A 26,030-nucleotide genomic window follows, 5' to 3' on the forward strand; every position below is an offset into this window, starting at 1 on the left:
TGGTGCCTTGGTGCGGAACGTAGCACCTGGCGGTGGCATAGAAAATAAGGGCCGCCCCTACAGGGCGGCCTTGTGCGTGGGGTGGATGTCCGGGGAGCCGGCCCGCGGCCGGCATTACGCGGCCCGGAATTGCTCTTCCTCGGTCGAGCCGGTCAGGGCGGTGGTCGAAGACTGGCCCTGCTGGATGGCCTGGGTGACCGCGTCGAAGTAGCCGGTGCCGACCTCGCGCTGGTGCTTGACCGCCGTGAAGCCACGGTCGGCGGCGGCGAACTCGGCTTCCTGCAGCTCGACGAAGGCACTCATCTGGCGGCGGGCATAGCCGTGGGCCAGGTTGAACATGGAGTAGTTCAGGGCATGGAAGCCAGCCAGGGTGATGAACTGGAACTTGTAGCCGTACTTCGCGATCTCCTTCTGGAACGTGGCGATGGTGGCGTCGTCCAGGTTCTTCTTCCAGTTGAAGCTGGGCGAGCAGTTGTAGGCCAGCAGCTTGCCCGGGAACTTCGCGTGGATCGCTTCGGCAAATTTACGCGCGAACTCCAGGTCCGGCTTGCCGGTCTCGCACCAGATCAGGTCGGCATACGGCGCATAGGCCAGGCCGCGGCTGATCGCCTGGTCCAGGCCGTTGCGGGTCTTGTAGAAGCCTTCCACGGTGCGCTCGCCGGTGGCGAACGGCTGGTCGTTGGCGTCGATGTCGCTGGTGAGCAGATCGGCGGCCTCGGCGTCGGTGCGCGCCACCAGCAGGGTCGGCACGCCCAGCACGTCAGCGGCCAGGCGCGCGGCGTTCAACTTCTCGATCGCCTCGCGGGTGGGCACCAGCACCTTGCCGCCCATGTGGCCGCACTTCTTCACCGAGGCCAGCTGGTCTTCGAAGTGCACGCCGGCGGCGCCGGCCTCGATCATCGCCTTCATCAGCTCGAAGGCATTGAGCACGCCGCCGAAGCCGGCTTCGGCATCGGCCACGATCGGCTGCAGGAAATCGATATCGTCCTTGCCTTCGGCGTGATGCAGCTGGTCGGCGCGCAGCAGGGTGTTGTTGATGCGCTTGACCACTGCGGGGACCGAGTCGGCCGGGTACAGCGACTGGTCGGGGTACATCTGGCCGGCCAGGTTGGCGTCGGCGGCGACCTGCCAGCCGGACAGGTAGATGGCGTTGAGGCCGGCCTTGACCTGCTGCATGGCCTGGTTGCCGGTCAGCGCGCCCAGCGCGTTGACGAAGTCCTTTTCATGCAGGTACGTCCACAGCTTCTCCGCGCCCAGCCGGGCCAGCGAATGCTCCACGTGCACGGTGCCGCGCAGGCGCACCACGTCGTCGGCGCTGTAGTTGCGCTCGATGCCGGCCCAGCGCGGGTCGGTGTTCCATTCGTGCTGGATCTGTTCGGCGGTCGGCAGCTTGGTCATGTCGTTTCTCCAGGATGGGTCAATCGATCCGGTCGTAGGCCGGCAGGGTCAGGAAATCGGTCAGTGCGTCGCGACGGCTCAGCTCACCCAGCAGCGCGATCGCCTCGTCGATGCGCGCCCCACCCGGCAGCGTGCCGCGGTCGCCGAGCCGCGCCGGCAGTCGTGCCAGGGTGGCGTCGAGCAGCGGCAGGTCGATCGCGGTGCCGTCGTCCAGGTGCTGGCCGGGAACATGCAGCCACTGCCACAGCTGGCTGCGGCTGATCTCGGCAGTGGCCGCGTCTTCCATCAGGTGATGGATGGGGACGCAGCCGTTGCCGTCCAGCCACGCGGCCAGGTAGCGCACGCACACCTCCACGTTGCCCTCGAAGCCGGCGCGGGTGATGGTGCCGGTCGGGGCGGCGATGAGCGCATCACGGTCGGCCTGCACATCGCGGCGCAGTACGCCGTGCTGGTTCGGGCCGGGCATGTGTTCGTCGAAGATCGCCTGCGCCACCGGGATCAGCGCCGGGTGCGCGACCCAGGTGCCGTCGTGGCCGGCGGTGACTTCGCGCAGCTTGTCCGCGCGCACGCGGGCCATGGCCTGCTCGTTCGCGGCCGGGTCGTGGTTGATCGGAATCTGCGCGGCCATGCCGCCCATCGCATGCGCACCGCGGCGGTGACAGGTCTGGATCAGCAGTTCGGAATACGCCTTCAGGAACGGCTGGGTCATGGTGACCTGGCCCCGCTCGGGCAGCACCTTGTCCGCATGCGCACGGAAGGTCTTGATGTACGAAAAGATGTAGTCCCAGCGGCCGCAGTTCAGGCCGACGATGCGGTCGCGCAGCGCGTGCAGGATCTCATCCATCTCGAACACCGCCGGCAGCGTCTCGATCAGCACGGTGACCTTGATCTGGCCGTGCGGCAGGCCGAGCATGCCCTCGATGTGCGACAGCGCGGTTTCCCACAGCGCCGCCTCTTCCATCGACTGCAGTTTGGGCAGGTAGAAGTACGGGCCGCGCTGGCGGCACATCAGGGTGCGGGCGTTATGGAAGGCGAACACCGCCGCATCGAACAGGCCGCCGGCCAGCGGCTGGCCGTCGATGCGCACGTGCTTCTCGTCCAGGTGCCAGCCGCGCGGGCGCACGATCAGCACCGCCTGCTCGTTCAACGGGCGCAGCGCGTACTGCTTGCCCGGCTTGCCATCCACGTCCGGGGCGGTGTGGGTCAGGTCGCCGCGCACCGCACCGATCAGCGCCTGCTGGCCGGCCAGCAGGTTGCGCCAGGCCGGCGCGGTGGAATCCTCGAAGTCGGCCATGAACACCTTGGCGCCGGAGTTCAGCGCGTTGATGACCATCTTCGGATCGGTCGGGCCGGTGATCTCCACACGGCGGTCCTGCAGCGCCTCCGGGATCGGCGCCACGCGCCAGTCCTCGCTGCGGATCGTGGCGGTGTCTGCACGGAAGTCCGGCAGGCCGCCGCCGTCGAAGAACGCCTGGCGCTCACGGCGGGCCTGCAGGCGACGCTGGCGCTCGGGCTCCACCGCGCGGTGCAGCGACACCAGCAGCGCCAGTACCCCGGCCGGCAGCAGCGCCGACTGCCCGGCGAGCTGGGTGGTCAGGGCGATCCCCGGCGTGGCCGGGGCATCGGCCGGGGTGGGCTGGGCGGTGGCGAAAGCGGCGACAGCGGACATGTCCAACTCCTGCGGTGCGGGTGGACTCCACCGTGCGCCGGGGTGTGGTATTTGGCAAAACAGTTATCGCAATGCATTACATAAGATGTGCTTATACTCGTTACGCCATGCCCACACCGCGACCGCCAAGTCCGCGTTTTTCCTACAAGTCCGACCGGCTCAAGCCGCTGCGGGCGTTCTGCCAGACGGTCCGTCTGGGCTCAGTCTCACGGGCGGCTGAGGCGCTGTTCGTCAGCCAGCCGGCGATCAGCCAGCAGCTGCAGGCGCTGGAGCGCGAGTTGGGGGTGGGCTTGTTCGAGCGCAGTGGGCGGCGCCTGGTGCCCAGCCGGGAGGGCCAGCTCCTGTATGAAATGGCGCAGCCGCTGGTGGAGAATCTGGATGGGCTGGAGGCGCGCTTCCGCGACAAGGTCAAAGGGCTGGATGCGGGCGAGCTGAACATCGCGGCCAACAGCTCCACCATCCTGTACCTGCTGCCGCGGATCGTGGAGCGCTTCCGCCAGCGCCACCCGGACGTACGCCTGACCCTGCACAACGCGATCAGCGCCGATGGCACCGACCTGCTGCGCAGCGATGCCGCCGACCTGGCGGTGGGCTCGATGACCGAGGTGCCGGCCGACCTGAGCTACGCGCCGGCCTACCGCTTCGAGCAGGTGCTGATCGCCCCGCCCGACCACCCGCTGGCCACCCTGCCGGAGCTGACCCTGCAGGCGATTTCGGCCTACCCGCTGGTGCTGCCCCCCAAGCGCCAGATCACTTACCGGCTGGTGGACCAGGTGTTCCAGCGCCAGCGCGTGCCGTACACGGTGGCACTGGAAGTGGGCGGCTGGGAGGTGATCAAGCAGTACGTGGCGATGGGCATGGGTATTTCCATCGTGCCGGCGCTGTGCCTCAACGACGCCGACCGCGACCGGCTGGTGACGCGGTCGATGAGCGCGTGGTTCCCCGAGCGCAGCTACGGGGTGATCGTGCGCCGCGGGCGGTTCCTGTCGCCGCAGGCGCGCGCCTTCATCGAGCTGATCCAGCCGGACCTGTTCAGTCCGCGCAGCTATGATGAAAGCGGTCATTCCGAACGCTGACGCGCTGCCATGTCGATCGAACTGCGCCACCTGCGGTACTTTTTAGCGGTGGCCGACACCCTGCACTTCGGGCGCGCCGCCGAACGCCTGGGCATGTCGCAGCCGCCGCTCAGCCAGCAGATCCGCCAACTGGAAACACTGCTGGGCGCGCGGCTGTTCCTGCGCAGCAACCGCCGCGTGGAACTCACCGAAGCCGGGCGCGTGCTGCAGGCGCAGGCCACCGAGGCGCTGGCGCGGGTGGAGCGGGCCATCGACCTCACCCAGCGTGCGCAGCGCGGCGAAACCGGCGAGCTGCGCATCGGGCTGACCCGCGCGACGCCGCTGTCCACGCAGATTCCGCGCGCGATCTTCGCGTACCGCCAGCAGTTCCCGCAGGTGCAGTTGAAGCTGCGCGAGATGAACACCCTGCAGCAGATCGATGCGCTGGTGGCCAACGAACTGGACGTGGGCCTGATCCGCAAGCGTGCGCTGCCGGCACCGCTGATGTCGCGCAAGCTGTTCAGCGATCCGCTGGCGCTGGTGGTGCATGACCAGCATCCGCTGATCCGTTCCCTGCCGGCCGATGCAGCAGTGGCACTGCGCATGTTCGCGCACGAGCCGTTCGTGGGGTTCCTGCGCGAGGTGGGCGCGGGCATCCACGATCATTTCATCGCGCTGTGCCGCAGCGCCGGCTTCACTCCGCGCATCATCCAGGAAGCCGGCGAGGCCTCGACGCTGATCAGCCTGGCCGCTTCTGGACTGGGTGTGACGGTGCTACCTGCGTCGTGCAGCCATATCCATGTGGAAGGGGCGCGCTTCGTTGCGTTGAGCGATCGCGCCGCCAGCTCGGAAGTGCATGTGGCCTACCGGCGTGGCGGCCCGTCACCGCTGATCACGCACTTTACCCGCCTGCTGCAGGGGGGCGTCAGCGGGTAAGCGCAAGTGCGACCGGCGCCGGTTGCGCGCGGCGGCCCAGGCGCCAGGCGATGGTGGCGCCGATCAGGGTCAGCACGGCGGTGAATGCACACACGCCCCACCAGTCCCAGCGGGTGTAGAACATGCCGCCGGCTACGCCGGCCAGGCTGGAACCCAGGTAGTAGGCGAACAGGTACAGCGCCGACGCCTCCGCGCGCATCACCCCGGCGCGGCTGCCGACCCAGCTGCTGGCCACCGAGTGGCCGCCGAAGAAGCCGAAGGTCACCAGCGCGATACCCACCGCCATGCAGCCCAGCCAGGGCAGCGCGAGCAGCACGATGCCCAGCCCGATCAACCCGTAGCAGATGCCCAGCACGCGGCTGCGTCCATGCCGGCTGGCCTGCTGGCCCATCCAGGCCGAGCTGAAGGTGCCCACCAGGTACACGCTGAAGATCAACCCGACCACGGTCTGGCTGAGCCGGTACGGCGGGGCCAGCAGGTGGTAGCCGAGGTAGTTGTAGAGCGTGACGAACACGCCCATCAGCACGAAGGCGGTGGCGAACAACGACGGCAGGCCCGGGTCGGCGAAGAGTTGGCGCCAGCGCGCGGGCAGTTCGCGCAGGCCGCCACGGCGGCTCTGGAAGTGCCGCGACGGCGGCAGCTGCACCCACAGCAGCGCGGTGCTCAGCACCGCGATGGCCGACACGGCGCCGATGCCCCAGCGCCAGCCCCAGTGGTCGGCCACGATGCCGGCGATCAGCCGCCCGCTCATGCCACCGACCGCGTTGCCGCCGATGTACAGGCCCATGGCCAGGCCCAGCGCGCGGCTGTCCATCTCTTCCACCAGGTAGGTCATCGCCACCGCCGGCACGCCGCTCAATGCGATGCCCAGCAGGGTGCGCAGCACCAGCAGCGTGGTCCAGTCATCGACCATGGCGCTGGCGGCAGACAACACCGTGGACGCCAGCAACGCGGTGATCATGACGCCGCGGCGGCCGACCCGGTCGGAGATCAGCCCGGCCACCAGCATGGACACGGCAAGCAGGCCCGTGCTCAGCGACAGCGCCAGCGCGCTGTTGGCCGCCGAGACCCCGAAGTGACGGCTGAATTCCGGCAGCAGCGGCTGCACGGTGTAGAGCAGGCCGAAGGTGGAGAACCCGGCCAGGAACAGCGCCACGGCGGTGCGCCGAAAGGCCGGCGTGCCCTGTTCGATGTGCTGCGAACGCGTGGGCGGATTGTTGGTGGAACTGCGCTCGGGCAGCGCTGCGGTATCGCCGTTCATTGCGTCAGGGCCCGTGGGGGTGGGCCGGTGCGTAGGAGTCAGCGCTCAGGATAGGCAGCGGGTACAGGTCGATCCATAACCTGAGCGGTCTGGATTGAGATGTTTCATATATCAATCAAGGACTGCGGGGGCCGGCCAACGCCGGTCCTGCCGACCGCGCTCTACGAACGGCCGGTCCTGCCGGCCGGACTCTACGAACGACCGGTCCTACCGGCCGGGCTCTACGAACGGCCGGTCCTGCCGACCGCGCTCTACGAACGGCCGGTCCTGCCGGTCGGGCTCTACGGACGGCCGGTCCTGCCGGTCGGGCTCTACGTAGTGCCGGCCGCTGGCCGGCTCCCGGTAACGTCACAGCGCCTGCCAGGTGAACCCTTCGCCGCGACGGTAGTACACGCGCGCCGCTTTGCCATACAGCGCGCTCGCCTCCACCAGGCCGAAATAGCGGCCATCGGCGCTGTTGCCGCGGTGGTCGCCGAGCATCAGCACCTTGCCGGCCGGCACGCGCAGCCCGGTGATGTCCGGGCCGCCGCCCTGCCCCAGGTCGAGCTGGGCCAGGGTGCGCCCGAAGTCTTCCACCTCATCGGTGCCGGCCCGCGCCAGCGGCTGGCCGTTGATGCTGAGGTGGCCCGCATGCAGTTCCACGCGGTCCCCGCCCACGGCGGCGATGCGCTTGATCAGGCGGGTGCCGTCCTGCGGGGAATCAAACACGGCCACCTCGCCACGCTGCGGCACGCCGGTGTGCAGCAGTTCCACCGAGGTGAACGGCAGGCGCAGACCATAGGCGCGCATGTCCACCACCACGCGGTCGCCCGGTTCCAGGGTGTGCTGCATGGAGCCGCTGGGCACCTGGTAGTGGTTGGCCAGGCTGTCGCGCGCGGCGGCCAGCAGGCCGAGCATGACCAGCAGTGGCAGGGCCTCCTTCTTCAGCCAGTGGAACACGCCTTGTGAGCGGGGTTCGGCGGCGGCAGCGGTCATGTGGGCGATCCTTGCGGGTATGAGTTGGGTCGGACCGGTGATGTGCGCCCCGAGTTCCCATAGTGACGACCAACGGAAAAGCTACGCATTGTTTACGCGTCTCCGGTATGCGGGTCATCGCTGCTTTATGCCCCCCGCGCGCATCGTGTCGACACCGCGCCCCCGGGCGTTTTGTCGAGGTGTTCCATGACCATCCTGTTGATCCGGCAGGCATCGCCGGACCCGCTGCCGGTGCCGGCCCAGCTGGCCGGCCACGCCGTGCACTGCCAGGACTGCGCCAGCCTGCCGGCGCTGCTGCAGTGCCTGCGCCAGGCCCGGGAAAGCCAGCCGGCGTGGGTGCTGATCGAAACGGCCGCCGCCGACCCTGCGCAGTGGGCCGCCCATGGCCGCGACCTGTGCGCGGCGCTGGAGGCCTTGCCGGCGCCGTACATCGAGATGGCCGCCAACGATGACGACGGCCTGGACGCGCACCTGCACCCGCTGCACGCGCCGGCGGCGCGGGTGGTGTGCAGCAGCGGGCGCGATGACGCCTGCCGGCTGTCATTGGCCATTGCCGCACACCGCCTGCAGACGCCTGCCGGGAGCGCCTGAGCCATGTCGATCTTCATCATTCGTGGCCCCGAAGCGAGCGGCCTGTTGATCCGCACCGCGCAGCCGTTGCCGGCGCCGGTGCTGAAGGCGCTGGTGCACCGCGCGATCGACGCGGGCACCACGGTGGCGATCCGCGCCTGCGGCTCGGAACAGGAGCTGCTGGATGCGCTGCGCGTGGCCGATCACAGCCGTGGCGAGATCACCCTGCTCGACCCCGGCGCCTGCGTGGACAGCCCGCGCCTGCAGCGCCTGCTGCCGCACCTGCACAACGCGTACGTGGAGGTGCATGACGATGACAGCAGCGCACCGGAAGCGTGCCTGCCGGCCAACGTCGGCCAGCGCATCGGCGTGGCGCATGGGTACTGCGCGCAGAGTTACATGCATGCATTGGAGATCGCGCTGGATCACCTGGGATGCAGCGAGGTGGGGTGCCGCGTGGGGACGTAGACGCACGAACGGCAGGGTTTCCCCTGCCGTTCGTCTTCAACCCGGTCACGTACCAACTAAAAGTTGGTACCTACCGTGATGCCTGCGGCATCACTTCAACCCACGATTCACCAGCAGCGGTTCCACCGACGGATCCTTGCCGCGGAACTCGCGGTACAGATCGGCCAGCTCCACGCTGTTGCCGCGCGAGAGGATCTTGTCGCGGAATTCCTGGCCGTTCGCGGCGGTCAGGCCACCATGCTCCTTGAACCACTCGAAGGCGTCATGGTCGAGCACCTCCGCCCAGAAGTAGGCGTAGTAACCGGACGAATAACCGCCACCCCAGATGTGGTCGAAGTAGGTGGTGCGGTAGCGCGGCGGCACCTGCGGCAGGTCGACCTTGAACTTCTTCAGCGCGGCCGCTTCAAACGGCGCCACGTCCTGCAGCTTGGCGTCGGCCGGCTGGGTGTGCCAGGCCAGGTCGAGCAGTGCGGCCGACAGATACTCGGTGGTCGCGTAGCCCTGGTTGAAGGTGCGCGCCTTGAGGATCTTGTCCACCAGCGCCTGCGGCATCGGTTCGCCGGTCTTGTAGTTCTTGGCGTAGTTGGCGAAGACCTTCGGGTCCAGCGCCCAATGCTCGTTGAACTGCGACGGGAACTCGACGAAGTCGCGCGAGGTGCTGGTGCCGGCGATGGACGGGTACTTCACGTTCGAGAACATGCCGTGCAGCGCATGGCCGAACTCATGGAACATCGTGGTGACGTCATCGAAGCTCAGCAGCGCCGGCTGGCCGGCGGCGGGCTTGGTGAAGTTGCAGACGTTGTAGACCACCGGCTTGTCGCCAGTGAGGCCGTTCTGCTCGACGAACACGTCCATCCACGCGCCGCCGGACTTGCTGTCGCGCTTGAAGTAGTCGGTGTAGAACAGCGCCAGCGAGGTGCCGTCCTTGTCGAACACTTCATACACCTTCATGTCCGCGTGGTAGGTCGGAATGTCGGTGCGCTGCTTGAAGGTCACGCCGTACAGCTGCGTGGCGGCGTAGAAGACGCCGTTCTGCAGCACGTTGTCCAGCTCGAAGTACGGCTTGATCTGGGACTCGTCCAGGTCGTACTGGGCCTTGCGCACCTGTTCGGCGTAGAAGTCCCAGTCCGATGCGGCCAGCGGGAAGCCACCCTTCTGGGCGTCGATGACCTTCTGCATTTCGCCGATCTCGCCACGCGCCTTGGCGGTGGCCGCCGGCACGGTGTCGGTGAGCAGCTTGAGCGCGGCGGCCGGGGTCTTGGCCATCTGGTCGGCCAGGCTGTACGCGGCGTAGTTCTCGAAGCCGAGCAGCTTGGCCTTCTGCGCACGCAGCTGGGCCAGGCGCTGCACGGTCTGCCGGGTGTCGTTGGCATCGCCGCGCTCGGCGCGGGTTTCCGAGGCCTTGAGCACGGCGGCACGCTGCTCACGGTTGCTCAGCGAGGCCAGCACCGGCTGCTGGGTGGTGTTCTGCAGCGGCAGCAGGAACTTGCCTTCCAGGTTGCGCGCCTTGGCATCGGACGCGGCCGTGTTGATCTCCTCCTCGCTCAGACCGGCCAGGTTGGCCTTGTCGTCCACCACCACGGCGGCGGCGGCGGTGGCAGCCACCAGGCGGGTGTGGAACTGCGTGGCCAGCGTGGTTTCTTCCACGTTGAGCTTGCGCAGGCTGGCCTTGTCAGCGTCGGACAGCTGCGCGCCGGCGCGCACGAATTCCTGGTAATCACGTTCGACCAGGCGCTTCTGCACCGGGTCCAGGCCAAGCGCATCGCGCTGGTCATAGACGCTCTTCACGCGGGCGAACAGCTTCGGGTCGAGGTTGATCTCGTCCTGGTGCTCGGCCAGCTTCGGGGCGACTTCTTCCTGGATCTTCTGGCGCGCGTCGTTGGTGTCGGCCTGGACCAGGCCGAAGAACACGCGCGAGACGCGGGTCAGGGTCTCGCCGCTGCGCTCGAGCGCTTCGATGGTGTTGTCGAACGTCGCCGGTTCGGCGTTGTCGGCGATCTTGCGCACTTCGGCCAGGTGCTGCTTCATGCCTTCGTTGAAGGCCGGCAGGTAGTCACTGTCCTTGATGCGGTCGAACGGCGGCGCCTGGAACGGCAGCGTGCTGGCGCTCAACAGGGGATTGGTGGAGGCATCGGCCGGCTGCTGCGCGGCGGGGGTCTGGGTGTCGGACACGGGGGTGGACTCCTTGCCGGAACAGGCCGCCAGCGCCAGGCTGATGGCAGCGGCCAAGATTACGGTACGCGACATGAAACGGGCTCCTGGAATGAGGTAAAGCGGCTCAGAACCGCAGCCGATAACCCTACTCCCATTGGCCCCGCCCGGCATGTGCCGGACGTGGCGCCTGGCCTTGCCGGCCAGGGGCAGCGCCGCGCCCGCGGGCGTTCAGACCGTGCCGCGGTTCTTGCCGTGCCACGGCCGGTAATACTCGCGGATGGTGGCCATGTCGGCCACGTCGTCGCCGGTGGAATAGAACAGCGGACCAATGCCGATGGTCTTTTCCGGGTAATGGAAGTAGCAGGCCAGCACCGGCACGTCGGCCATGCGCGCGATCTTCAGGAACCCGGCCTTCCAGTGGGTCACCGCCTTGCGGGTTCCCTCGGGCGTGATGGCATACCACATGCGCTCCGAACCACGGAGCAGGCTGACCGCCTGCTCCACCGTGCCCTGCGGCGAGCTGCGGTCCAGCGGGATCACACCCAGGGCGCGCAGCAGTGGCGACAGCGGCCACCAGAACAGCGAGGCCTTGCCCAGCACCTTCACCTGCATGCCCAGTGCGATCTTGGCCGCCATGCCCCAGAAGCCGTCCCAGTTGGACGAGTGCGGGGCGACGATGAAGACCAGCTTGGGCACGTCCGGGAAGGTGCCGGTCACTTTCCAGCCGCCCAGACGCAACGTGCACCGGGCCAGCCAGCGGAGGAAGCGGTTCGGTTTGACCTGCGGCATGTTGGGCGGCACAGGCGGCAACAGCGGACTTCGGTTGTTCAAGCAATCACTCCCAATTGCGTGTGGTGCGGCCGCGCTTGATCTGCGCGCGACCTTTCTTTTCATCCAGCCGGCGCAGCTTGGCCCCGTACGATGGCTTGGTGGCCACACGCGGCTTGGGCACGCTGAGGCTGGCCTGGATGAATTCGGCCAGGCGATCGCGTGCGTCCTCGCGGTTGCGGTCCTGGGTGCGGAAACGCTGCGCATCGATGACCAGCACGCCTTCGCCGGTCATGCGCCGGTCGCGCCGCGCCAGCAGGCGCTCGCGCAGGGGCTCGGGCAGGGACGGCGAGCCGGCCACGTCGAAGCGCAGTTCAACGGCGGTGGACACCTTGTTCACGTTCTGCCCGCCGGCGCCGCTGGCGCGCACGAAACGCTCGACGATCTCCGTGTCCGGAATCGCCAGGTGTGCCGTGATGGTGACAGGACCGTTTGCCATGGGGCGCATTGTAAAGGCAGTAACGCCGCCATTGGTGACCACAACGTACGCCAATGGCGCCGATAAGGCGCATAAAAGCAGGAGGTGCGGGCACTGACCCATCACCGCATCGCAGGTATGCTCTGGCTTTCACGCAACGCAGGATGCTGCCCGATGATGTTGACCCCTTCGCCGGCCCGCCGTGGCCTGACCCGCCTGGCCCTGACCCTCGCGCTGGGACTGGCGGCCATCGCCCCCGCCCTGGCCGCGCCGCCGTCGGACGCGGACATCAACCGCCTGCTGGCCGCCTCGCGCGCGCAGAGCATGCTGGACACCATGCTGCCGCAGATCGAGGCGATGCAGCGCCAGCAGTTCCAGCAGGTGGCCCAGCAGCGCAAGCTGGATGACACCCAGAAGGCGCAGCTGCAGCGGATCGAGCAGCGCACCAACCAGACCATCCGCCAGGCGCTGTCGTGGCAGCAGCTGCGGCCGATGTACGTGGACCTCTACAAGAAGACCTTCAGCAAGGAAGACGTGCTGGCGATGGCCGAGTTCTACGAGAGCTCGGCCGGGCAGAGCCTGCTCGACAAGACCCCGGCGCTGATGCAGAACGTGATGGTGGCCATCCAGGACAAGATGCAGCCGCTGTTCGTGGACCTGCAGAAGGACCTGGAGGCGATCGTGAATGAAGAACAGGCAGCGCCGGCGAGCGCTCCGGCTCCTGCGAAAAAATAAGCCCGACGGGGTAGAGCCGACTGCGTAGAGCCGCCTGGGTACAACCGACTGGGTAGAGCCGACTGTTAGTCGGCTTCGCTCTTCGCAGCCGTCTGACAGACGGCTCTACGGCAAAGGCAGCTGACTAACAGTCAGCTCTACCCAGTCGGTTGTGCCCAGTCGGTTGTGCCCCGTCGGTTGTGCCCCGTCGGTTGTACCCCGTCGGTTGTGCCCCGTCGGCCCTACAAAGTCGGTCCGGCTTCACCACCCGAACAGATCCATCGCCTTGCGGAACTCGCCTTCCACCGGGGCGCTGACATCCATCGGCGTGCCGTCTGGATGCGGGAAGCGCAGCCGCTCGGCGTGCAGCAGCATGCGGTGGATGCCCTGCATGCGGAAGCTGCGGTTGTGGCGGCCATCGCCATGGCTGGTGTCGCCGATCAGGTGATGCGACAGGTGCTTGAGGTGACGGCGGATCTGGCGGAAGCGCCCGGTCTGCGGCTGGCAGCGCAGCAGCGCATAGCGCGAGGTCTCGAACTCGCCCACCGGCACGGCGATCTCGCCCACTGCCACGCGCTGGAAATGGGTGATGGCCTGCTTCTTGACCGGCTTGCCGGGGCCGCCGTCCAGGTCATGGTCCACCGTGAACGCCTCTTCGGCCGGCCAACCGCGGCAGATCGCCAGGTAGTCCTTGGTGACATCGCCGCCCATCAGCGATTTGCCCAGCACGCTGGCGCTCTCACGGTCGAACGCTAGCAGGAGGCAGCCGCTGGTGGCGCGGTCCAACCGGTGCACAAGGAAAATGGGCTTGCCCAACTGGTCGCGCAGCCGGTCGGCGAGGAAGTCATCCTCGCCGCGGGCCAGCTTGCTGTCGTGGACCATCAGCCCGGCCGGCTTGTTCACCACCGCCAGGCGGTCGTCGACATGCAGCAGCTGCAGGACAGGGCGGGAAATTTCCAGTTCAGGTTCGTTCACCGGCTGATTATCCCCGGCAACTGCCGAGAGCGCCATCCTCGCTGCGTCTTCGGCACAGCGCGCGGGAATCCCGGGTTCCGCAGCATGAACAGACACATCCTCCTAAATGCAGCTTCGGATTTGTTGTAGTTCAACTGCACCGCGCACTTGTCATATTCCGCTCCCCTCCAACAGGCGAACGGTCGCGCAGTTCAGCGGCGGCCCTCCCCCATGTCAAATTTGCCCAGGATCCTGGCTATTGGTGCGCATCCGGACGACATCGAGCTTGGCTGCGGCGGCAGCCTGTCAAAGCTTGCGTGCGCAGGTGCGCACGTCCACGCGTTGGTCCTGAGCCACGGCCACCAGGGTGCCGAGGCAGGTGCAGACCGTGCGTACGAGTCCGCCGCTGCACTGCGTGCGCTCGGAACGACCACCATCACCCAGCTCGACTTCCCCGACACGCGCTTTCCTGAGGTCTGCCGCGAGCTGACCACACGGCTGGAGCAGGTGGCCGCCGAATTCCAACCGGACCGTGTCTACACCATGTCCGCTGACGACCGCCATCAGGACCACCGTACGGTTTTCGAGACGTCCCGTGTTGCCCTCCGACGCGTACGCCAGGTGCTCTGCTATGAAACACCCAGTTCGCTGCCACGCTTCATGCCAGACATCTACGAGGATATCTCCTCGCAGATGGAGGTGAAGCTGCGCGCATTGCGCGCACATGCCAGCCAGCAGCACCGCCACTACATGGGCGAAGCACACGTGCGCTGCCTGGCGCAGTTCCGGGGACAGCAGGTAGGCCTTGGCCCATGCGAAGGCTTCGTGCCACACCGGATGGTCCTGTAATGGAAATCGCTTTTTTTCTCGCTCTCTGTGCGATCGTCCTGGTCTACCTCGCCGCGCGTTTCCGCACGCAGCCGTGCCGGGAACATCACAGCATCGACGCCATCGTGCCGGCCTACAACGAAGGCCCGTGCCTGCAACGGGCGCTGACGGACCTGCTGCACAACCCGTACATCGCCCAAGTGATCTGCGTCAACGACGGCTCCACCGACGACACCGCCGCTGTGCTCGATCATATGCAGAAGCAGTGGCACGGTCGCCTGGTTGCCGTACACCAGCACAACACCGGCAAGGGCGGCGCGCTCATGCGCGGTCTTGAGCATGTCACCGCCGCGCAGGTGTTCCTGACTGACGCCGACACGCGCGTGCCTCACGATGACGACGGGCTCGGCTACCTGCTGGCTGAGATCCGCGCGGGTGCCGACGCCGTGGGCGGAGTGCCTTCCTCATCGCTGGAGGGCGCCGGCTTCCTGCCGCACGTTCGGGCCAGCCTGAAGCTGCCGATGATCGTACTCAAGCGCACGCTGCAGCAGTTGCTGGGCGGCGCACCGTTCATCATCTCAGGCTCCTGCGGCATGTTCCGCACGGAGGTGCTGCGCGCAGTAGGTTTCTCCGACCGGACCAAGGTGGAAGACCTGGATATGTCGTGGTCCCTGGTCGCGCGCGGCTACCGGCTGCGCCAATGCAACCGCTGTTTCGTGTACCCGCAGGAATGCAACACATTCACCGAGGAATGGCGCCGTTGGCGGCGATGGATCGTCGGCTACTCCGTCTGCATGCGCCTGCACTGGCGTCTGCTGCCGACCCGCTTCGGACTGTTCAGCATCCTGCCGATGGTGGTGCTCGCACTGGTGGGCGCGGTGACGGCCATCGCCGTCTGGTATGGCGCCTCACAGCGCGGCGGGCTGCGCGACGTCGTGATGGTGGCCCTCCCCCTGACCTGGCTGTGTGTAGTGATGACGATGGGTGCGGTCAGCGCCGTGCATCACCGCCGCCCGTCGCTGATCCCCGCCGCTGCGTTCTCGGTGATCTACGTGCTGCTCGCCTATGCGATCTGGTTGCTGCACGGTGTCAAAGGGCTGGTGACCGGACGCGAGCCGGCTCGCGACAAGCCCAGCAGGGTTGCCCATGTGGTGGACTGACCTGCGCAACCAGGAGGTCGCCTTGGCCTCACTGTCGCGGCGCATCTCCCCGGATGCGGACATCTCCCCGGAGGCCCGTATCCACGGCAACGTAGTGATCGAGGCAGGCACCCGCGTCTGCGCCGGCGCCCTCATTCGCGGCCCGGTACGTATCGGTCGCGACTGCATGATCGGTAACAACACGCTGATTCGCGGGAGCACGGTCATAGGCGACCGCTGCAGCATCGGTTTCTCGTCCGAACTGAAGCAGGCACGTCTTGGCCATGACGTCAGCATCGGCCCGCAGTGCTTCGTGGCCGACAGCATTGTCAATGATTCGGCCTATCTGGGCGCACTGGTCCGCACCAGCAATCACCGGCTCGACGCGTGCACCGTCAAGGTGCTGCACCAAGGCGTGCTGCTGGACACCGGCCTGCCAAAGCTCGGTGCCTGTATCGGCGCCCACGCCTCGCTCGGCGTGGGCGTGATCATCCTGCCCGGACGCATCGTGGCACCGCACACGCAGCTGGGTCCGCGGATCACCGTCGAGAAGAATCTGCCGGCGGGCCGCTACCGGCTCGCACAGCAGCTGCACCTCATTCAACCCCTGGAGTAAACGCAACCATGCACTTCCCTACCCACAGCGCACTGACGTGCGCCCTTGTGCTGGCCGCTGTTCCCTGCGCGCAGGCCGGCGTGGAATCCGTCACCGCACAGGTCGACCACAACGACTACGACCAGGCACGTGGCAGTCGCGATGTCGCCGGCGTTGCCATCACAGGCCGGACCGCCAGTAGCCGTTGGCAGCTGAATGCAGCGCATGGACAACGTGACTTCGGCGATACCGCCTACAGCGGCACCCGCCTGGGTGCATCGTTGCATCACGATTGGAGCCGACGCGTGTCCACGCGGACGTCGGCCACGTTCTCCGATGACAGCCCTGTGTTCGCCAACCGCGACATCAGCCATGAGGTGAAGCTGAAGGTGCTGCCCAACACCCTCCTTAACGTCAGCGGACGCTATGCGGAGTACTACGGCGCCACTTACGTATCGGGCTGGTCGGCGGGTGCGGAGTATTATTTCCCGCGTGTCAGCGCGAGTTACCGCTACAGCCGGAACCATCTCTCCACCGGTGGCAGTGGCAACGGCAACACGCTGATGCTGCGCCTGAAGGACGCCCAGGGGCGTGGTTCGAGCCAGCTATGGATGGGGCGCGGCACGTCCGCCTACGCCTCGGACATGGACCCGCTGCTGCTGCGCGACACCCGCTCCACCAGTATTTTCCTGCGCCGCAACCATCCGGTGGGCGAACACCTGATGCTCAATGCCGGCATTGGCAAGACCTGGCATGAAACCCGCTTCGCGCGTTTCAACAGCATCAGCTCCCATCTGGGTCTGGGCTACCACTGGTAACGCGATGCTCTCCAAGGCGGTAACAGGCCGCCTTGGGGACGCGTCACCTCACCGGCGCCACCACGCACTGGCCAGCGAGAACAGGCCCGCCGCGCCGCTCACCCAGCTCCATACCGGCGCATCACCGACGTACCAGCCGCCCGGCTGCATGCCGTACAGCACCGCCGCGACGATCAGCAGGCCCACGCCGGCGATGGCCGCCACGGCGCGCTTCTGCAGCTTCTGAAGGTTGGTGTTGAGTGCCACCAGGTCCTGCGAGCGCATCGACAGTTCGTGCCCGCCTTCCACCTGCTGGCGCAGCCAGGCGTGCACCAGGCGCGGCATGTCGGGCGTGTGGGTCATGATTTCCGGCAGGCGCTTGCGCAGTTCCTTCAGCACCCGGCGCGGGCTGTAACGCTCGCGCAGGATGCGCTCGAGCACCGGCCGCGCCACCGCCCAGATGTCCAGCTCGGGGTCGAGCTGGCGACCGACGCCTTCGATGTTGAGCAGCGTCTTCTGCAGCAGGATCAGCTGCGGCTGCAGCGTGAGCTCGTAACGCTGGGCCACGCGGAACAGCTTGATCAGCACCTCGGCCAGCGAGATCTGCGACAGCGGGCGGGTGAAGTACGGTTCGCACACCGAACGCGCGGCAGCTTCCAGCTCATCGATGCGCACGTTGTTGGGCATCCAGCCGGCTTCGACATGGAGCTCGGCCATGCGCCGGTAGTCCTTGTTGAAGATGGCCATGAAATTCTCGGCCAGGTAGTACTGATCTTCTTCGGACAGCTGGCCCATGATGCCGAAGTCCAGCGCGATGAAGCGCGGGTTGTCGCGGCGCATCGGATCGGTGTCGACCCAGATGTTGCCGGCGTGCGCATCGGCATGGAAGAAGTTGTCGCGGAACACCTGCGTGTAGAACACGCGCACGCCCTTGGCTGCCAGCGCCTTGCGGTCGATGCCGGCCTTGTCCAGCGCGGCGATGTCGTCCGACGGAATGCCCCACACCCGCTCCAGCGTCAGCGCGCGTTCGGCGGTGTGGCTCCAGATCACCTCGGGCACATACAGGTCGTCCGAATCCACCCAGTTGCGGCGCAGCACGCTGGCATTGGCGCCTTCGCGTTGCAGGTCCAGCTCGGCGGCCAGGGTGTTTTCAACTTCAGCCACGACTTCGCGCGGGCGGATCCTGTCGGCGCGCGGATGGGTGCGCTCGACCAGCGCGGCGGCCGACTTGAGCAGCGCGATGTCTGCATCGATCTGCTTCTCGATGTCCGGCCGCAGCACCTTCACCACGACCTGGCGACCATCGGCGAGCGTGGCGGCATGCACCTGCGCGATCGAGGCCGACGCCAGCGGCTGCAGGTCGAAGGTGGCGAATGCCTCGCTCACCGGGCGGCCCAGCGCTTCTTCCACGATGCGCTGTGCGGCGGCGCCATCGAATGGCTTGACCCGGTCCTGCAGCAGGGTGAGTTCGTTGGCGATGTCGGCCGGAATCAGGTCGCGGCGGGTGGAGAGGATCTGGCCAAACTTGACGAAGATGGGGCCCAGGTCCTGCAGCGCCAGGCGCAGACGGGCACCGCGCGACTGCGCCGCGATGTCGGCCGAGGCGCGCGGCACGAACGGCTTGGCCACGCGCAGCCAGCGCTCGACCTGGGTGCCCTCGAGCAGATCGTCCAGACGGTAACGCAGGATCACCCGACCAATGCGACTGGCGCGGAACACCGCCTTCATGCGCGCACCTGCGCCAGACGCTGCACCCGCGCGGCAATGCGCTCGACGTCGTCGCGGATCACATCCACGTCGTCATGGAAGGCATCCAGTTCGGCTCGGGCTACCACGTCGCGCGACTCCTCGGTGACAAAATCAGCGGCGCTGTGCGCCAGGTCGGACGCGCCACGGCGCGCATGCTGCAGGGCCGAGCGCAGTGCATTGGCGATCTGCACGCCAAGCACGTCGCCGAACACGCGCACGAAGGGCTGCTGCCAGTCCGGATCGAAGCGGCTGGCCAGCTGCTGCAGGCGGCGCGCAAGTTCGGCATCACCGGAGACCTTCACCCGGCCCGCCGGGGCATCGCCACCACGGTGCGCGTTGGCCAGGAACGGCAGCTGCGCCAGCACCCCGCCCAGCGTGCTGCGCACGGCCAGGTCCGGCTCCTGCTGGGGGTCCACCGGGCCCACCGTCAAGCGTTCACCGTCCACCCCGATGCGCATGGCCAGTGCCGGCGACTCCAGGGTCAGCGCAATGTGGCGGCCATCCAGCGCGACCAGCGCGCGGCGGGTATCGGGGTCCAGCGCCAGCGTACGGTTGAGCGCGAGCTGCAACGCATTGCCGGCCAGGGGCTTGAGGGAGGAGAGCAGGGAGCGGGCCATGGCGACATTCTACAGCGCTACCCCGTAGAGCCACGCCCTGCGTGGCTGACGCACCGTCGGCGGTTCCAGCCACGCAGGGCGTGGCTCTACGGGGAGAATGCTTTCATGATGGGCATCCTCACACGCATGGCAGGAGCGGCAGCAGGCATGGGCAAGATCCGGGTAGGCATCATCTTCGGTGGCCGTTCGGCTGAACACGAGGTCTCACTCCAGTCGGCCAGGAACATCCTGGATGCGCTGGACAAGACGCGATTCGAGGCCACCCTGATCGGGATCGACAAGCAGGGCCAGTGGCATGTGAGCGACCCGGAGCGGTTCCTGCTGCACGCCGACGACCCGTCGCGCATCGCGCTGAACCGTTCCGGCCAAGGCGTGGCGGTGTTGCCCGGCGCCGAGCGGCGGCAACTGGTGCCGGCCACACCGGACGCGGCGCTGGCGCAGATCGACGTGGTGTTCCCGATCGTGCACGGCACGCTGGGCGAGGACGGCTCGCTCCAGGGCCTGCTGCGCATGGCCAACCTGCCCTTCGTCGGCTCCGGCGTACTGGGTTCGGCGGTGGCGATGGACAAGGACGTGGCCAAGCGCCTGCTGCGCGATGCCGGTCTCGCCGTTGCGCCGTACGCGTGCTTCAGCCGGGCCACGGCCGGATCGGCCGACTACGCCACGCTGGTCGCGCAGCTGGGTACGCCGTTGTTCGTCAAGCCGGCCAACCAGGGCTCATCGGTGGGCGTGAGCAAGGTGCGCAACGCACAGGCGTTCCAGGAGGCGCTGGCACTGGCGCTGGATTACGACCACAAGGCGCTGGTGGAGTCGGCCATCGACGGACGCGAGATCGAGTGTGCGGTGCTGGGCAACGACGTGCCCGAGGCCAGCGTCTGCGGCGAGGTGGTGGTGCACGACGAGTTCTATTCGTACGACACCAAGTACATCAGCGAGAGCGGCGCGGACGTGGTGGTGCCGGCGGACATCAGCGACGCCGACCAGCAGCGTATCCGCGGGATTGCCGTACGTGCCTACCAGGCACTGGACTGCGCCGGACTGGCACGCGTGGACGTGTTCCTTGCCGCAGACGGTGGCGTGGTCATCAACGAGATCAACACGCTGCCCGGCTTCACCCGGATCAGCATGTACCCCAAGCTGTGGGCAGCAAGCGGGCTGGATTACACGGCCCTGATCACCCGGCTGCTGGAACTGGCGCTGGAGCGGCATGCCAGCGATCGCGCGCTGCGCAGCTCGATCACCGCCGTGAGTTGACCCCGTCCTGACCGGTAGAGCCACGCCCTGCGTGGCTGACGCACCGTCGGCAGTTCCAGCCACGCAGGGCGTGGCTCTACGCGGGGAATTGCGCGGGTGCCAGATGCAACGACGGCCTGGCGCTCTTTCGAGCGTCAGGCCGTCGGAGACTGCGCTGGGTCATGCGTTCCCGGAGAGAGGGGGGCGCGCATGACCCCGCGCACTACCCTCGCTTACGGAACATCGACACCACAGCCAGGATCAGGAACACCACGAACAGGATCCAGGCAATGTTGCTGGCGGCACCGGCGATGCCGGAGAAGCCGAGCACCGCCGCAATGATGGCGATAACGAAAAAGATTACGGCGTAGTGCAGCATGTCGATCCTCGCGTAGTGCGTGCCGGATTGGCGTGCTGCCATCTTCACCAACGCCCGGTGTTCAGGAAGTGATGGATTTCTCGACGCGCGATGAAGCCTTCAGCCTCGTGAGCCCTTCGTCAATGCTCACCTGCGGCACGTAGCCGAAGTCGCGCCGCGCCGGTTCCATGCTGTACCAGTGCGGCGTGCACAGCTGCTCGGCCAGGAAGCGGGTCATCGGCGGCTCGCCGCGCAGGCGCAGCAGCGGCCACACGCGTTCGGCCACCGCACCGATGCGATACGCGGTCTTGAAGCTGATCGACTTCTCCACCGCCGGCGCGCCCACCGCCGCCATCAGTTTGTTGAGCAGCTCGCGCATCGGCAGCGGTTCGCCGTTGGAGATGAAGTACGCCTTGCCGGCGCAGGCCGCGCCCGGTGCCAGGTGTTCAAGCGCCAGGAAATGCGCCAGCGCGGCGTTGTCGATGTAGGTGGTGTCGACCAGGTTGTTGCCGTCGCCGACGAAACGCAGGCGGCCGGCGCGCGCGCGTTCGGCCAGGCGTGGCACCAGCTGCTGGTCGCCTGGCCCCCAGATCAGGCGCGGGCGCAGCGCCACGGTGGCCAGGTCGGGCCCGTTGGCGGCCAGCACGCGCTGCTCGGCGATGGTCTTGGTGGCCGCATACGGTGCCTGGAAATTCTCGCCGTACGGCACCTCGTCCGCGCCCAGGCCTTCCACCGGATCCGTGGCCCGGTGGGTGACGCTGGGGGTGGAGGTGTACACCAGCGTGCGCACGCCATGCTGGCGGCAGGCGGCAATGACGTTGTCCGTGCCCACCACGTTGGCCTGGTGATAGCTGTCGTAGCTGCCCCAGGCGCCGGCCTTGGCGCCGTTGTGGAAGACCGCATCCACCCCGGCCACCGCATGGCGCACCGCGTCGGCGTCGGCGAGGTCACCGCGGATCTGGCCCACGCCCAGCGCGGCCAGCGGCGGGTAATCGCCGCGGTTGAAACTCAGTACGTCATGGCCGCGTTCGACCAGGCCGCGGCACAGCGCCTGGCCGAGGAAACCGCCGCCACCGGTGACGAGGATCTTCATGCGTGTTGTTCCATTCGGGTTGCGGCCCAGAGTGCGAGTTTCTCGCGGCCGATCTTGGCGTTGTGGCGGATGTCGACGGGGAAGCCCGGGTGCGGCAGGAAGTGCGCGATGCGGGCGGTGCCGGCATGCGCGCCTGCTTCGCGGCGCAGGCGCTCGCGCAGCGCGGGGGAATCGGCCGTGCCCGGTTGCAGTTCGTAGCACAGCACCGGCACCTGCAGGCCCATCGGGCCCACGCCGACCAGTGCGGTACGCGCGATGCCGTCCAGCGCATTGAACACGGGCTCGACCTGCTCGGTGTACAGCGGGCCCTGCGCGGTTTCCAGGCGCTGGGTCTTGCGCCCGCAGAACCACAGCCGGCCGTCCGCATCGAAATAGCCCACGTCGCCCATCCGGTGCACCACCCGGGTGCTGCCGTCTGCCAGCGTCTCCTGGATCTTGGCCGCGGCGGTGGCCTGGGGGCGGTTGAAGTAGCTGTCGGTGGCGGTCGGGCCGGCCACGGTGATCTCGCCGACCACGCCGGGCGCGACCTCGCGCACCTGCGACCACGCAGGCAGCGGTGCGTCGTCGATGGCGATGATGCGCACGTCGTTGGGCGGCACCACCCGGCCCACGCAGGTGCCCGCGCCGCCCTCGGTCGCATCGCGCGTGCTTTCCAGTTCGCGGCCTTCGATGACGGCGACCGGCAGGCATTCGGTGGCGCCGTAGGGCGTCCAGAACTGCGCGTCATCGGGCAGCAGGCGGCGGATGCGTGCCACCACGTCCGGCGGCACCGGGGCGCCGGCCGAGGTCACCCGGCGCACGCCGGTCAACGGTTGGCCGTGGTCGGCCAGCACCCGCATCAGTGCGGGCGAGCCGAACAACTGGGTGACCCCGAAGCGCGCGATGGCGTCGTGCAGCTTGCGCGGGTCGGCCTTGGCCGGGCGGGTGGGGTCCATGTCCGGGATCACCGAGGTCAACCCCAGCGCCGGATCGAACAGGGCGAACGGCGGGAAGGTGGGCAGGTCGATGCCGCCGGCCTCCATGCCGAAGGCCGCGCGCAGCAGGTCCACCTGGCCGACGAAATGGCGGTGGCGGTAGACCACGCCCTTGGGCACGCCGGTGGAGCCGCTGGTGAACAGCAGGGCGGCCACGTCGTCACCGTCGGTGGCGGCCATCGGCTGCGGCTGGCGGGCGCCGTCGGCTTCCAGCCGGGCCAGGGTGGTGCCGCCCCAGCCCCAGCGACGCCCGACGGTGACCAGGGTCTTCGCGCCCGGGCACCAGCGCAGCGCCAGCCGCGCCACGTGGGCCAGGCCGATGCCGATGAAGGCCTGCGGCTGGGCCTCGTCCAGGCACTGCTTCAGCGCGCGCTTGTCGATGCCGGGGTCGACCAGCACCGGCACCGCGCCGTTCTTGAACAACGCGAACATCAGCAGGAAGAACTCGGGCGAGGGCCGCACCATCACCACCGCACGCACCCCGCGGCCGATGCCGTGCGCGGCCAGGCCGGCGGCCATCGCATCGCTGCGGGCGTCCAGGGTGCGGTAATCCAGGGTCACGTCATAGCGGGCCATGCCATCCGGACCGGGCCGTCCGGGGCAGCGGATGGCGATCTGGTCGGGGCGTTCGCGGGCCAGTTCGGGCAGGCGCGCGGCGATGTTGATCGGGCTGTTCATCCGTTCATTGTCGCCGCTGCAGAAAAATCTTGCGCGGCGGCCGCTGGCGTGGAAAATTCGCCCCCTTCCTGTATCCGCGCCTGGCGTGGATCACCCCCCTCCGGCCGGTACCCATGTCCCATCCCTGCATGACGTGTGGCGCCTGCTGCACCCAGTACCGTGTGGCCTTCCACTGGATGGAATCGGACGAGGTCACCCCCGGCGGGGTCCCGCACCCGCTGACCGAACCGCTCGACCCGCACCGCCTGTGCATGCGCGGCACCCATTCGGCGCCGGTGCGCTGCGTGGCGCTGGATGCGGAGATCGGCGTGTATTCGCGCTGCAGCATCCACCCCAACCGCCCCAGCGTGTGCCGCGAGGTGGATGCGTCGTGGGAGTACGGCAAGGCCAGCCCGCAGTGCGACAAGGCGCGGGCGATCCACGGGCTGCCGGCGTTGAGCCTGGAAAGCTGGACCTGGCGGGATGGTGAGGGTGACGGCGGCAATCGCGCCGCGTGAGCGGGCGCGTGACGACCGTTGGTCGTCACACCCGTTACAGCGGATTGGCGTCCAGGAACGCGCGGATTTCCGGTACCAGCACCTCGTGCTTGTCTTCCAGCACGTAGTGCCCGGCGTCCTCGAAGGCATGCACCTGCGCCTGCGGCAGCGCCGCCTGGAAGCCCTTCAGGAAGTGGTGGTCGAACACGAAGTCGCGCAGGCCCCAGCCGATGAAGGCCGGGCGGTCGGCGAACGACGGCAGCGCCTGGCCGGCGCGTTCCAGCAGCGACCAGGCCTTGTCGGCCGGGCTCAGCGGGATGTCCTGCATGAAACGGATGGTGCTGATCCGGTTGGCGTAGCTGTTGTACGGCGACACGTACGCGCGGCGCACGTCGGCCGGCATCTTCCGCTCGACGCCCAGCCACGAGGCACCGGCGGAGAACGCGTTGAAGGTGCGGATGATCCACTCGCCGATCTTCCAATGGCGGCCCAGCGCGATCTGCCACGGCATCTGCTTGGCGGCCGGCATCGGGAAGGCGGCGGTGTTGAGCACCACCAGCCGCTTGACCTGCGCGTGGTGCGACAGCGCCCAGCCAAAACCGATCATGCCGCCCCAGTCGTGCACGGCCAGGGTCACCGGGCCGGTGATGCCCAGGTGCGCCAGCAGCGCATCCAGGTCGTCCACGCGCGATTGCAGGGTGTATTCGTAGTGCGCATCGTCGGGCTTGTCCGACAGCCCCATGCCGACATGGTCCGGCACGATGCAGCGGTAACGGTCAGACAAACCGGCCACCAGGGTGCGCCAGTAATAGCTCCACGACGGATTGCCGTGGACCATCACCACCACCTCGCCATCGCGCGGGCCTTCGTCGAGGTAGCTCATCGACAGGCCGGGGCGGACCTCGAAACGCTGGGGATGGGCGGGGTAACCGGGAAGCTGGGGCATCGAATCGCACCTGTGAAAAGGGCCGGCAGAACCGGCCCCTGGAATCAACGCAGAAGGTCTGCTTACCAGACCACTTCGGCCATCGAGCAGTTCAGGCCCGAGCCGATGCCGAGCAGTGCGATGCGGTCGCCCTTCTTCAGCCTGCCCAGTTCCTTGAGCTTGCTCAGCACGATCGGCACCGAGGCCGGACCGATGTTGCCGTGCTCGCCGAAGATGGTCATCACCTTCTTCGGGTCGATGCCGAAGTTCTTGATGAAGGCGGCGGTGTGCGGTTGGCTGACCTGGTGGATCACGAACTGGTCCAGCTCCTCCACCGCCCAGCCCAGCGCTTCGCGGGCGGCCACGAAGGTCTTCTGGGCCAGCTTGATGCCTTCGATCAGCAGCATGCGGGTGTCGGTGACCATGCGGTCCAGGTTGCCGCGGCACAGCTGGTTCCACTCGGTTGCCGAGCGGGTGACGCCACCGCGGTAACGCGGCGCGTCGGGCACCAGTTCGGTGCGCGCCATGACCATCGCCGCAGCGCCGCAGCCCAGGGTCAGGGCCGCCATCTCGTTGCGGAAGTCATCGGCGGTCACGCCCGGCAGGGCCATGCGCTCCAGGGTCTTCTCGTACACCAGGTTGGCGGTTTCACCGTCGACGATCAACGCGTAGTCGATCTCGCCACGCTCAAGCATGCGTGCGGCGATGTCCATGCCATTGATGAAGGCCAGGCACGCGTTGGCGACGTCGAAGGTCATGCACTGGTCGCCGACGCCCAGGTTGCCCGAGACGATGCTGGCCGTGGATGGCTCCAGGTAGTCGCGGCTGACCGAGGTGTTGACGAGCAGGCCGATCTTGTCGGCCCCGATGCCGGCATCTTCGAGCGCCTTGCGGGCGGCGAGGGTAGCGGCGTCGGAGGCGAGCATGTCCGCGTCCCACAGGCGGCGGGCGTGAATGCCCGCGATGTCGCCGAGCACGTCGGTGCGAATGCCCAGGCGATCCAGCGTCGGCTGCAGACGTTCGTTGATTTCCTTGGACGTCAGCGTATGCGGCGCGTCGATATGCGCCAGGCCGGCGATCGATACATTCTTGAAGAGCATCAGTTAGCGCCAAGGCTCAGGCAAAGGGGGCGCTATTGTAAGCCCCACGGCCGTTCACCGCACCTTTA

The 26,030-nt window shown here is 67.7% G+C and carries 26 protein-coding genes; 11 read left to right on the top strand and 15 right to left on the bottom strand.

Annotation, left to right across the window (positions count from 1 at the left end):
- Window positions 1–114: 114 nt before the first annotated feature.
- The gene (aceA, locus tag RT456_RS02610) at window positions 115–1,398 is read right to left on the bottom strand and encodes an isocitrate lyase (RefSeq protein WP_313342100.1); all 1,284 of its coding nucleotides are present in this window, start codon (window positions 1,396–1,398) and stop codon (window positions 115–117) included.
- A 19-nt stretch (window positions 1,399–1,417) separates the two neighbouring features.
- Window positions 1,418–3,067: a malate synthase A gene (aceB, locus tag RT456_RS02615; RefSeq protein WP_313342102.1), complete on the bottom strand. Its 1,650-nt coding sequence runs from the start codon at window positions 3,065–3,067 to the stop codon at window positions 1,418–1,420.
- Window positions 3,068–3,174: 107 nt separating this feature from the next.
- Here aceB and RT456_RS02620 point away from each other — a divergent pair, with 107 nt between their 5' ends.
- Both RT456_RS02620 and RT456_RS02625 read left to right on the top strand, forming a co-directional pair.
- On the top strand, window positions 3,175–4,143 hold the full coding sequence (locus RT456_RS02620) for a LysR substrate-binding domain-containing protein (RefSeq protein WP_313342105.1): 969 nt from the start codon (window positions 3,175–3,177) through the stop codon (window positions 4,141–4,143).
- Between the two features lie 9 nt (window positions 4,144–4,152).
- Window positions 4,153–5,058, top strand: a complete 906-nt coding sequence (locus RT456_RS02625) for a LysR substrate-binding domain-containing protein (protein WP_313342108.1) — start codon at window positions 4,153–4,155, stop codon at window positions 5,056–5,058.
- On the opposite strand, the gene RT456_RS02630 is transcribed toward RT456_RS02625, so the two are convergent.
- Both RT456_RS02630 and lepB read right to left on the bottom strand, forming a co-directional pair.
- Window positions 5,048–6,319, bottom strand: a complete 1,272-nt coding sequence (locus tag RT456_RS02630) for an MFS transporter (protein ID WP_313342110.1) — start codon at window positions 6,317–6,319, stop codon at window positions 5,048–5,050. The two genes, RT456_RS02625 and RT456_RS02630, sit on opposite strands and share 11 nt — an antisense overlap.
- Window positions 6,320–6,667: 348 nt before the next feature.
- Entirely contained in the window at window positions 6,668–7,294 is a 627-nt protein-coding gene (gene lepB / locus RT456_RS02635) for a signal peptidase I (protein WP_313342113.1), read from the bottom strand.
- A 186-nt stretch (window positions 7,295–7,480) separates the two neighbouring features.
- Between lepB and RT456_RS02640 the strand changes: the two genes are divergently transcribed.
- Window positions 7,481–7,885 (top strand): hypothetical protein, encoded by a 405-nt coding sequence (locus RT456_RS02640; RefSeq protein ID WP_313342115.1) that lies wholly within the window; start codon window positions 7,481–7,483, stop codon window positions 7,883–7,885.
- Between the two features lie 3 nt (window positions 7,886–7,888).
- Entirely contained in the window at window positions 7,889–8,332 is a 444-nt protein-coding gene (locus tag RT456_RS02645) for a 3-dehydroquinate dehydratase (RefSeq protein WP_313342118.1), read from the top strand.
- A gap of 90 nt (window positions 8,333–8,422) precedes the next feature.
- On the opposite strand, the gene dcp is transcribed toward RT456_RS02645, so the two are convergent.
- The 3 genes from dcp to arfB all read right to left on the bottom strand — a co-directional run bounded on the left by dcp (window position 8,423) and on the right by arfB (window position 11,753).
- On the bottom strand, window positions 8,423–10,579 hold the full coding sequence (dcp, locus tag RT456_RS02650) for a peptidyl-dipeptidase Dcp (protein ID WP_313342121.1): 2,157 nt from the start codon (window positions 10,577–10,579) through the stop codon (window positions 8,423–8,425).
- A gap of 135 nt (window positions 10,580–10,714) precedes the next feature.
- Window positions 10,715–11,275 (bottom strand): lysophospholipid acyltransferase family protein, encoded by a 561-nt coding sequence (locus RT456_RS02655; RefSeq protein WP_313342449.1) that lies wholly within the window; start codon window positions 11,273–11,275, stop codon window positions 10,715–10,717.
- 46 nt (window positions 11,276–11,321) lie between these two features.
- Window positions 11,322–11,753, bottom strand: a complete 432-nt coding sequence (gene arfB / locus RT456_RS02660; protein ID WP_313342123.1) for an alternative ribosome rescue aminoacyl-tRNA hydrolase ArfB — start codon at window positions 11,751–11,753, stop codon at window positions 11,322–11,324.
- Between the two features lie 153 nt (window positions 11,754–11,906).
- Here arfB and RT456_RS02665 point away from each other — a divergent pair, with 153 nt between their 5' ends.
- Window positions 11,907–12,467 carry a DUF2059 domain-containing protein gene (locus RT456_RS02665; RefSeq protein ID WP_313342126.1) on the top strand — a complete coding sequence of 187 codons (561 nt, stop codon included), beginning with the start codon at window positions 11,907–11,909 and terminating at the stop codon, window positions 12,465–12,467.
- A gap of 240 nt (window positions 12,468–12,707) precedes the next feature.
- Here RT456_RS02665 and RT456_RS02670 read toward each other — a convergent pair whose 3' ends face one another.
- Window positions 12,708–13,421, bottom strand: coding sequence for a pseudouridine synthase (locus RT456_RS02670; RefSeq protein WP_313342129.1), 714 nt, complete (start codon window positions 13,419–13,421; stop codon window positions 12,708–12,710).
- Between the two features lie 210 nt (window positions 13,422–13,631).
- Between RT456_RS02670 and RT456_RS02675 the strand changes: the two genes are divergently transcribed.
- The 4 genes from RT456_RS02675 to RT456_RS02690 are packed head-to-tail and all read left to right on the top strand — an operon-like array spanning window position 13,632 to window position 16,780.
- Window positions 13,632–14,249, top strand: a complete 618-nt coding sequence (locus RT456_RS02675; protein WP_313342132.1) for a PIG-L deacetylase family protein — start codon at window positions 13,632–13,634, stop codon at window positions 14,247–14,249.
- Window positions 14,249–15,388, top strand: a complete 1,140-nt coding sequence (locus tag RT456_RS02680; RefSeq protein WP_313342135.1) for a glycosyltransferase family 2 protein — start codon at window positions 14,249–14,251, stop codon at window positions 15,386–15,388. Before RT456_RS02675 ends, RT456_RS02680 begins: the two co-directional genes overlap by 1 nt.
- Window positions 15,375–15,983, top strand: a complete 609-nt coding sequence (locus RT456_RS02685) for an acetyltransferase (protein ID WP_313342138.1) — start codon at window positions 15,375–15,377, stop codon at window positions 15,981–15,983. The genes RT456_RS02680 and RT456_RS02685 overlap by 14 nt, the downstream gene beginning before the upstream one ends.
- Before the next feature lie 8 nt (window positions 15,984–15,991).
- Window positions 15,992–16,780: a YaiO family outer membrane beta-barrel protein gene (locus RT456_RS02690; RefSeq protein WP_313342140.1), complete on the top strand. Its 789-nt coding sequence runs from the start codon at window positions 15,992–15,994 to the stop codon at window positions 16,778–16,780.
- Window positions 16,781–16,828: 48 nt separating this feature from the next.
- Here the strand turns inward: RT456_RS02690 and ubiB are convergent, their stop codons facing one another.
- Both ubiB and RT456_RS02700 read right to left on the bottom strand, forming a co-directional pair.
- On the bottom strand, window positions 16,829–18,487 hold the full coding sequence (gene ubiB / locus RT456_RS02695; protein WP_313342142.1) for a ubiquinone biosynthesis regulatory protein kinase UbiB: 1,659 nt from the start codon (window positions 18,485–18,487) through the stop codon (window positions 16,829–16,831).
- Window positions 18,484–19,125, bottom strand: a complete 642-nt coding sequence (locus RT456_RS02700) for an SCP2 sterol-binding domain-containing protein (RefSeq protein ID WP_313342144.1) — start codon at window positions 19,123–19,125, stop codon at window positions 18,484–18,486. The genes ubiB and RT456_RS02700 overlap by 4 nt, the downstream gene beginning before the upstream one ends.
- A 147-nt stretch (window positions 19,126–19,272) precedes the next feature.
- Here RT456_RS02700 and ddlA point away from each other — a divergent pair, with 147 nt between their 5' ends.
- Window positions 19,273–20,379 carry a D-alanine--D-alanine ligase gene (gene ddlA, locus RT456_RS02705; RefSeq protein ID WP_313342451.1) on the top strand — a complete coding sequence of 369 codons (1,107 nt, stop codon included), beginning with the start codon at window positions 19,273–19,275 and terminating at the stop codon, window positions 20,377–20,379.
- A gap of 202 nt (window positions 20,380–20,581) precedes the next feature.
- On the opposite strand, the gene RT456_RS02710 is transcribed toward ddlA, so the two are convergent.
- The 3 genes from RT456_RS02710 to oleC all read right to left on the bottom strand — a co-directional run bounded on the left by RT456_RS02710 (window position 20,582) and on the right by oleC (window position 23,461).
- The gene (locus RT456_RS02710) at window positions 20,582–20,737 is read right to left on the bottom strand and encodes a DUF1328 domain-containing protein (protein ID WP_038691201.1); all 156 of its coding nucleotides are present in this window, start codon (window positions 20,735–20,737) and stop codon (window positions 20,582–20,584) included.
- Between the two features lie 61 nt (window positions 20,738–20,798).
- The gene (gene oleD / locus RT456_RS02715; RefSeq protein ID WP_313342147.1) at window positions 20,799–21,809 is read right to left on the bottom strand and encodes a 2-alkyl-3-oxoalkanoate reductase; all 1,011 of its coding nucleotides are present in this window, start codon (window positions 21,807–21,809) and stop codon (window positions 20,799–20,801) included.
- Window positions 21,806–23,461 carry an olefin beta-lactone synthetase gene (oleC, locus tag RT456_RS02720; protein WP_313342150.1) on the bottom strand — a complete coding sequence of 552 codons (1,656 nt, stop codon included), beginning with the start codon at window positions 23,459–23,461 and terminating at the stop codon, window positions 21,806–21,808. The genes oleD and oleC overlap by 4 nt, the downstream gene beginning before the upstream one ends.
- A gap of 113 nt (window positions 23,462–23,574) precedes the next feature.
- Between oleC and RT456_RS02725 the strand changes: the two genes are divergently transcribed.
- Window positions 23,575–23,958, top strand: coding sequence for a YkgJ family cysteine cluster protein (locus RT456_RS02725; protein ID WP_313342153.1), 384 nt, complete (start codon window positions 23,575–23,577; stop codon window positions 23,956–23,958).
- A gap of 34 nt (window positions 23,959–23,992) precedes the next feature.
- Here the strand turns inward: RT456_RS02725 and RT456_RS02730 are convergent, their stop codons facing one another.
- Window positions 23,993–24,883 (bottom strand): alpha/beta fold hydrolase, encoded by an 891-nt coding sequence (locus tag RT456_RS02730; protein WP_313342156.1) that lies wholly within the window; start codon window positions 24,881–24,883, stop codon window positions 23,993–23,995.
- A 62-nt stretch (window positions 24,884–24,945) separates the two neighbouring features.
- On the bottom strand, window positions 24,946–25,962 hold the full coding sequence (locus RT456_RS02735) for a 3-oxoacyl-ACP synthase III (protein WP_313342159.1): 1,017 nt from the start codon (window positions 25,960–25,962) through the stop codon (window positions 24,946–24,948).
- Window positions 25,963–26,030: the final 68 nt, after the last annotated feature.

Source organism: Stenotrophomonas sp. (assembly GCF_032099025.1).
Lineage (GTDB): Bacteria > Pseudomonadota > Gammaproteobacteria > Xanthomonadales > Xanthomonadaceae > Stenotrophomonas.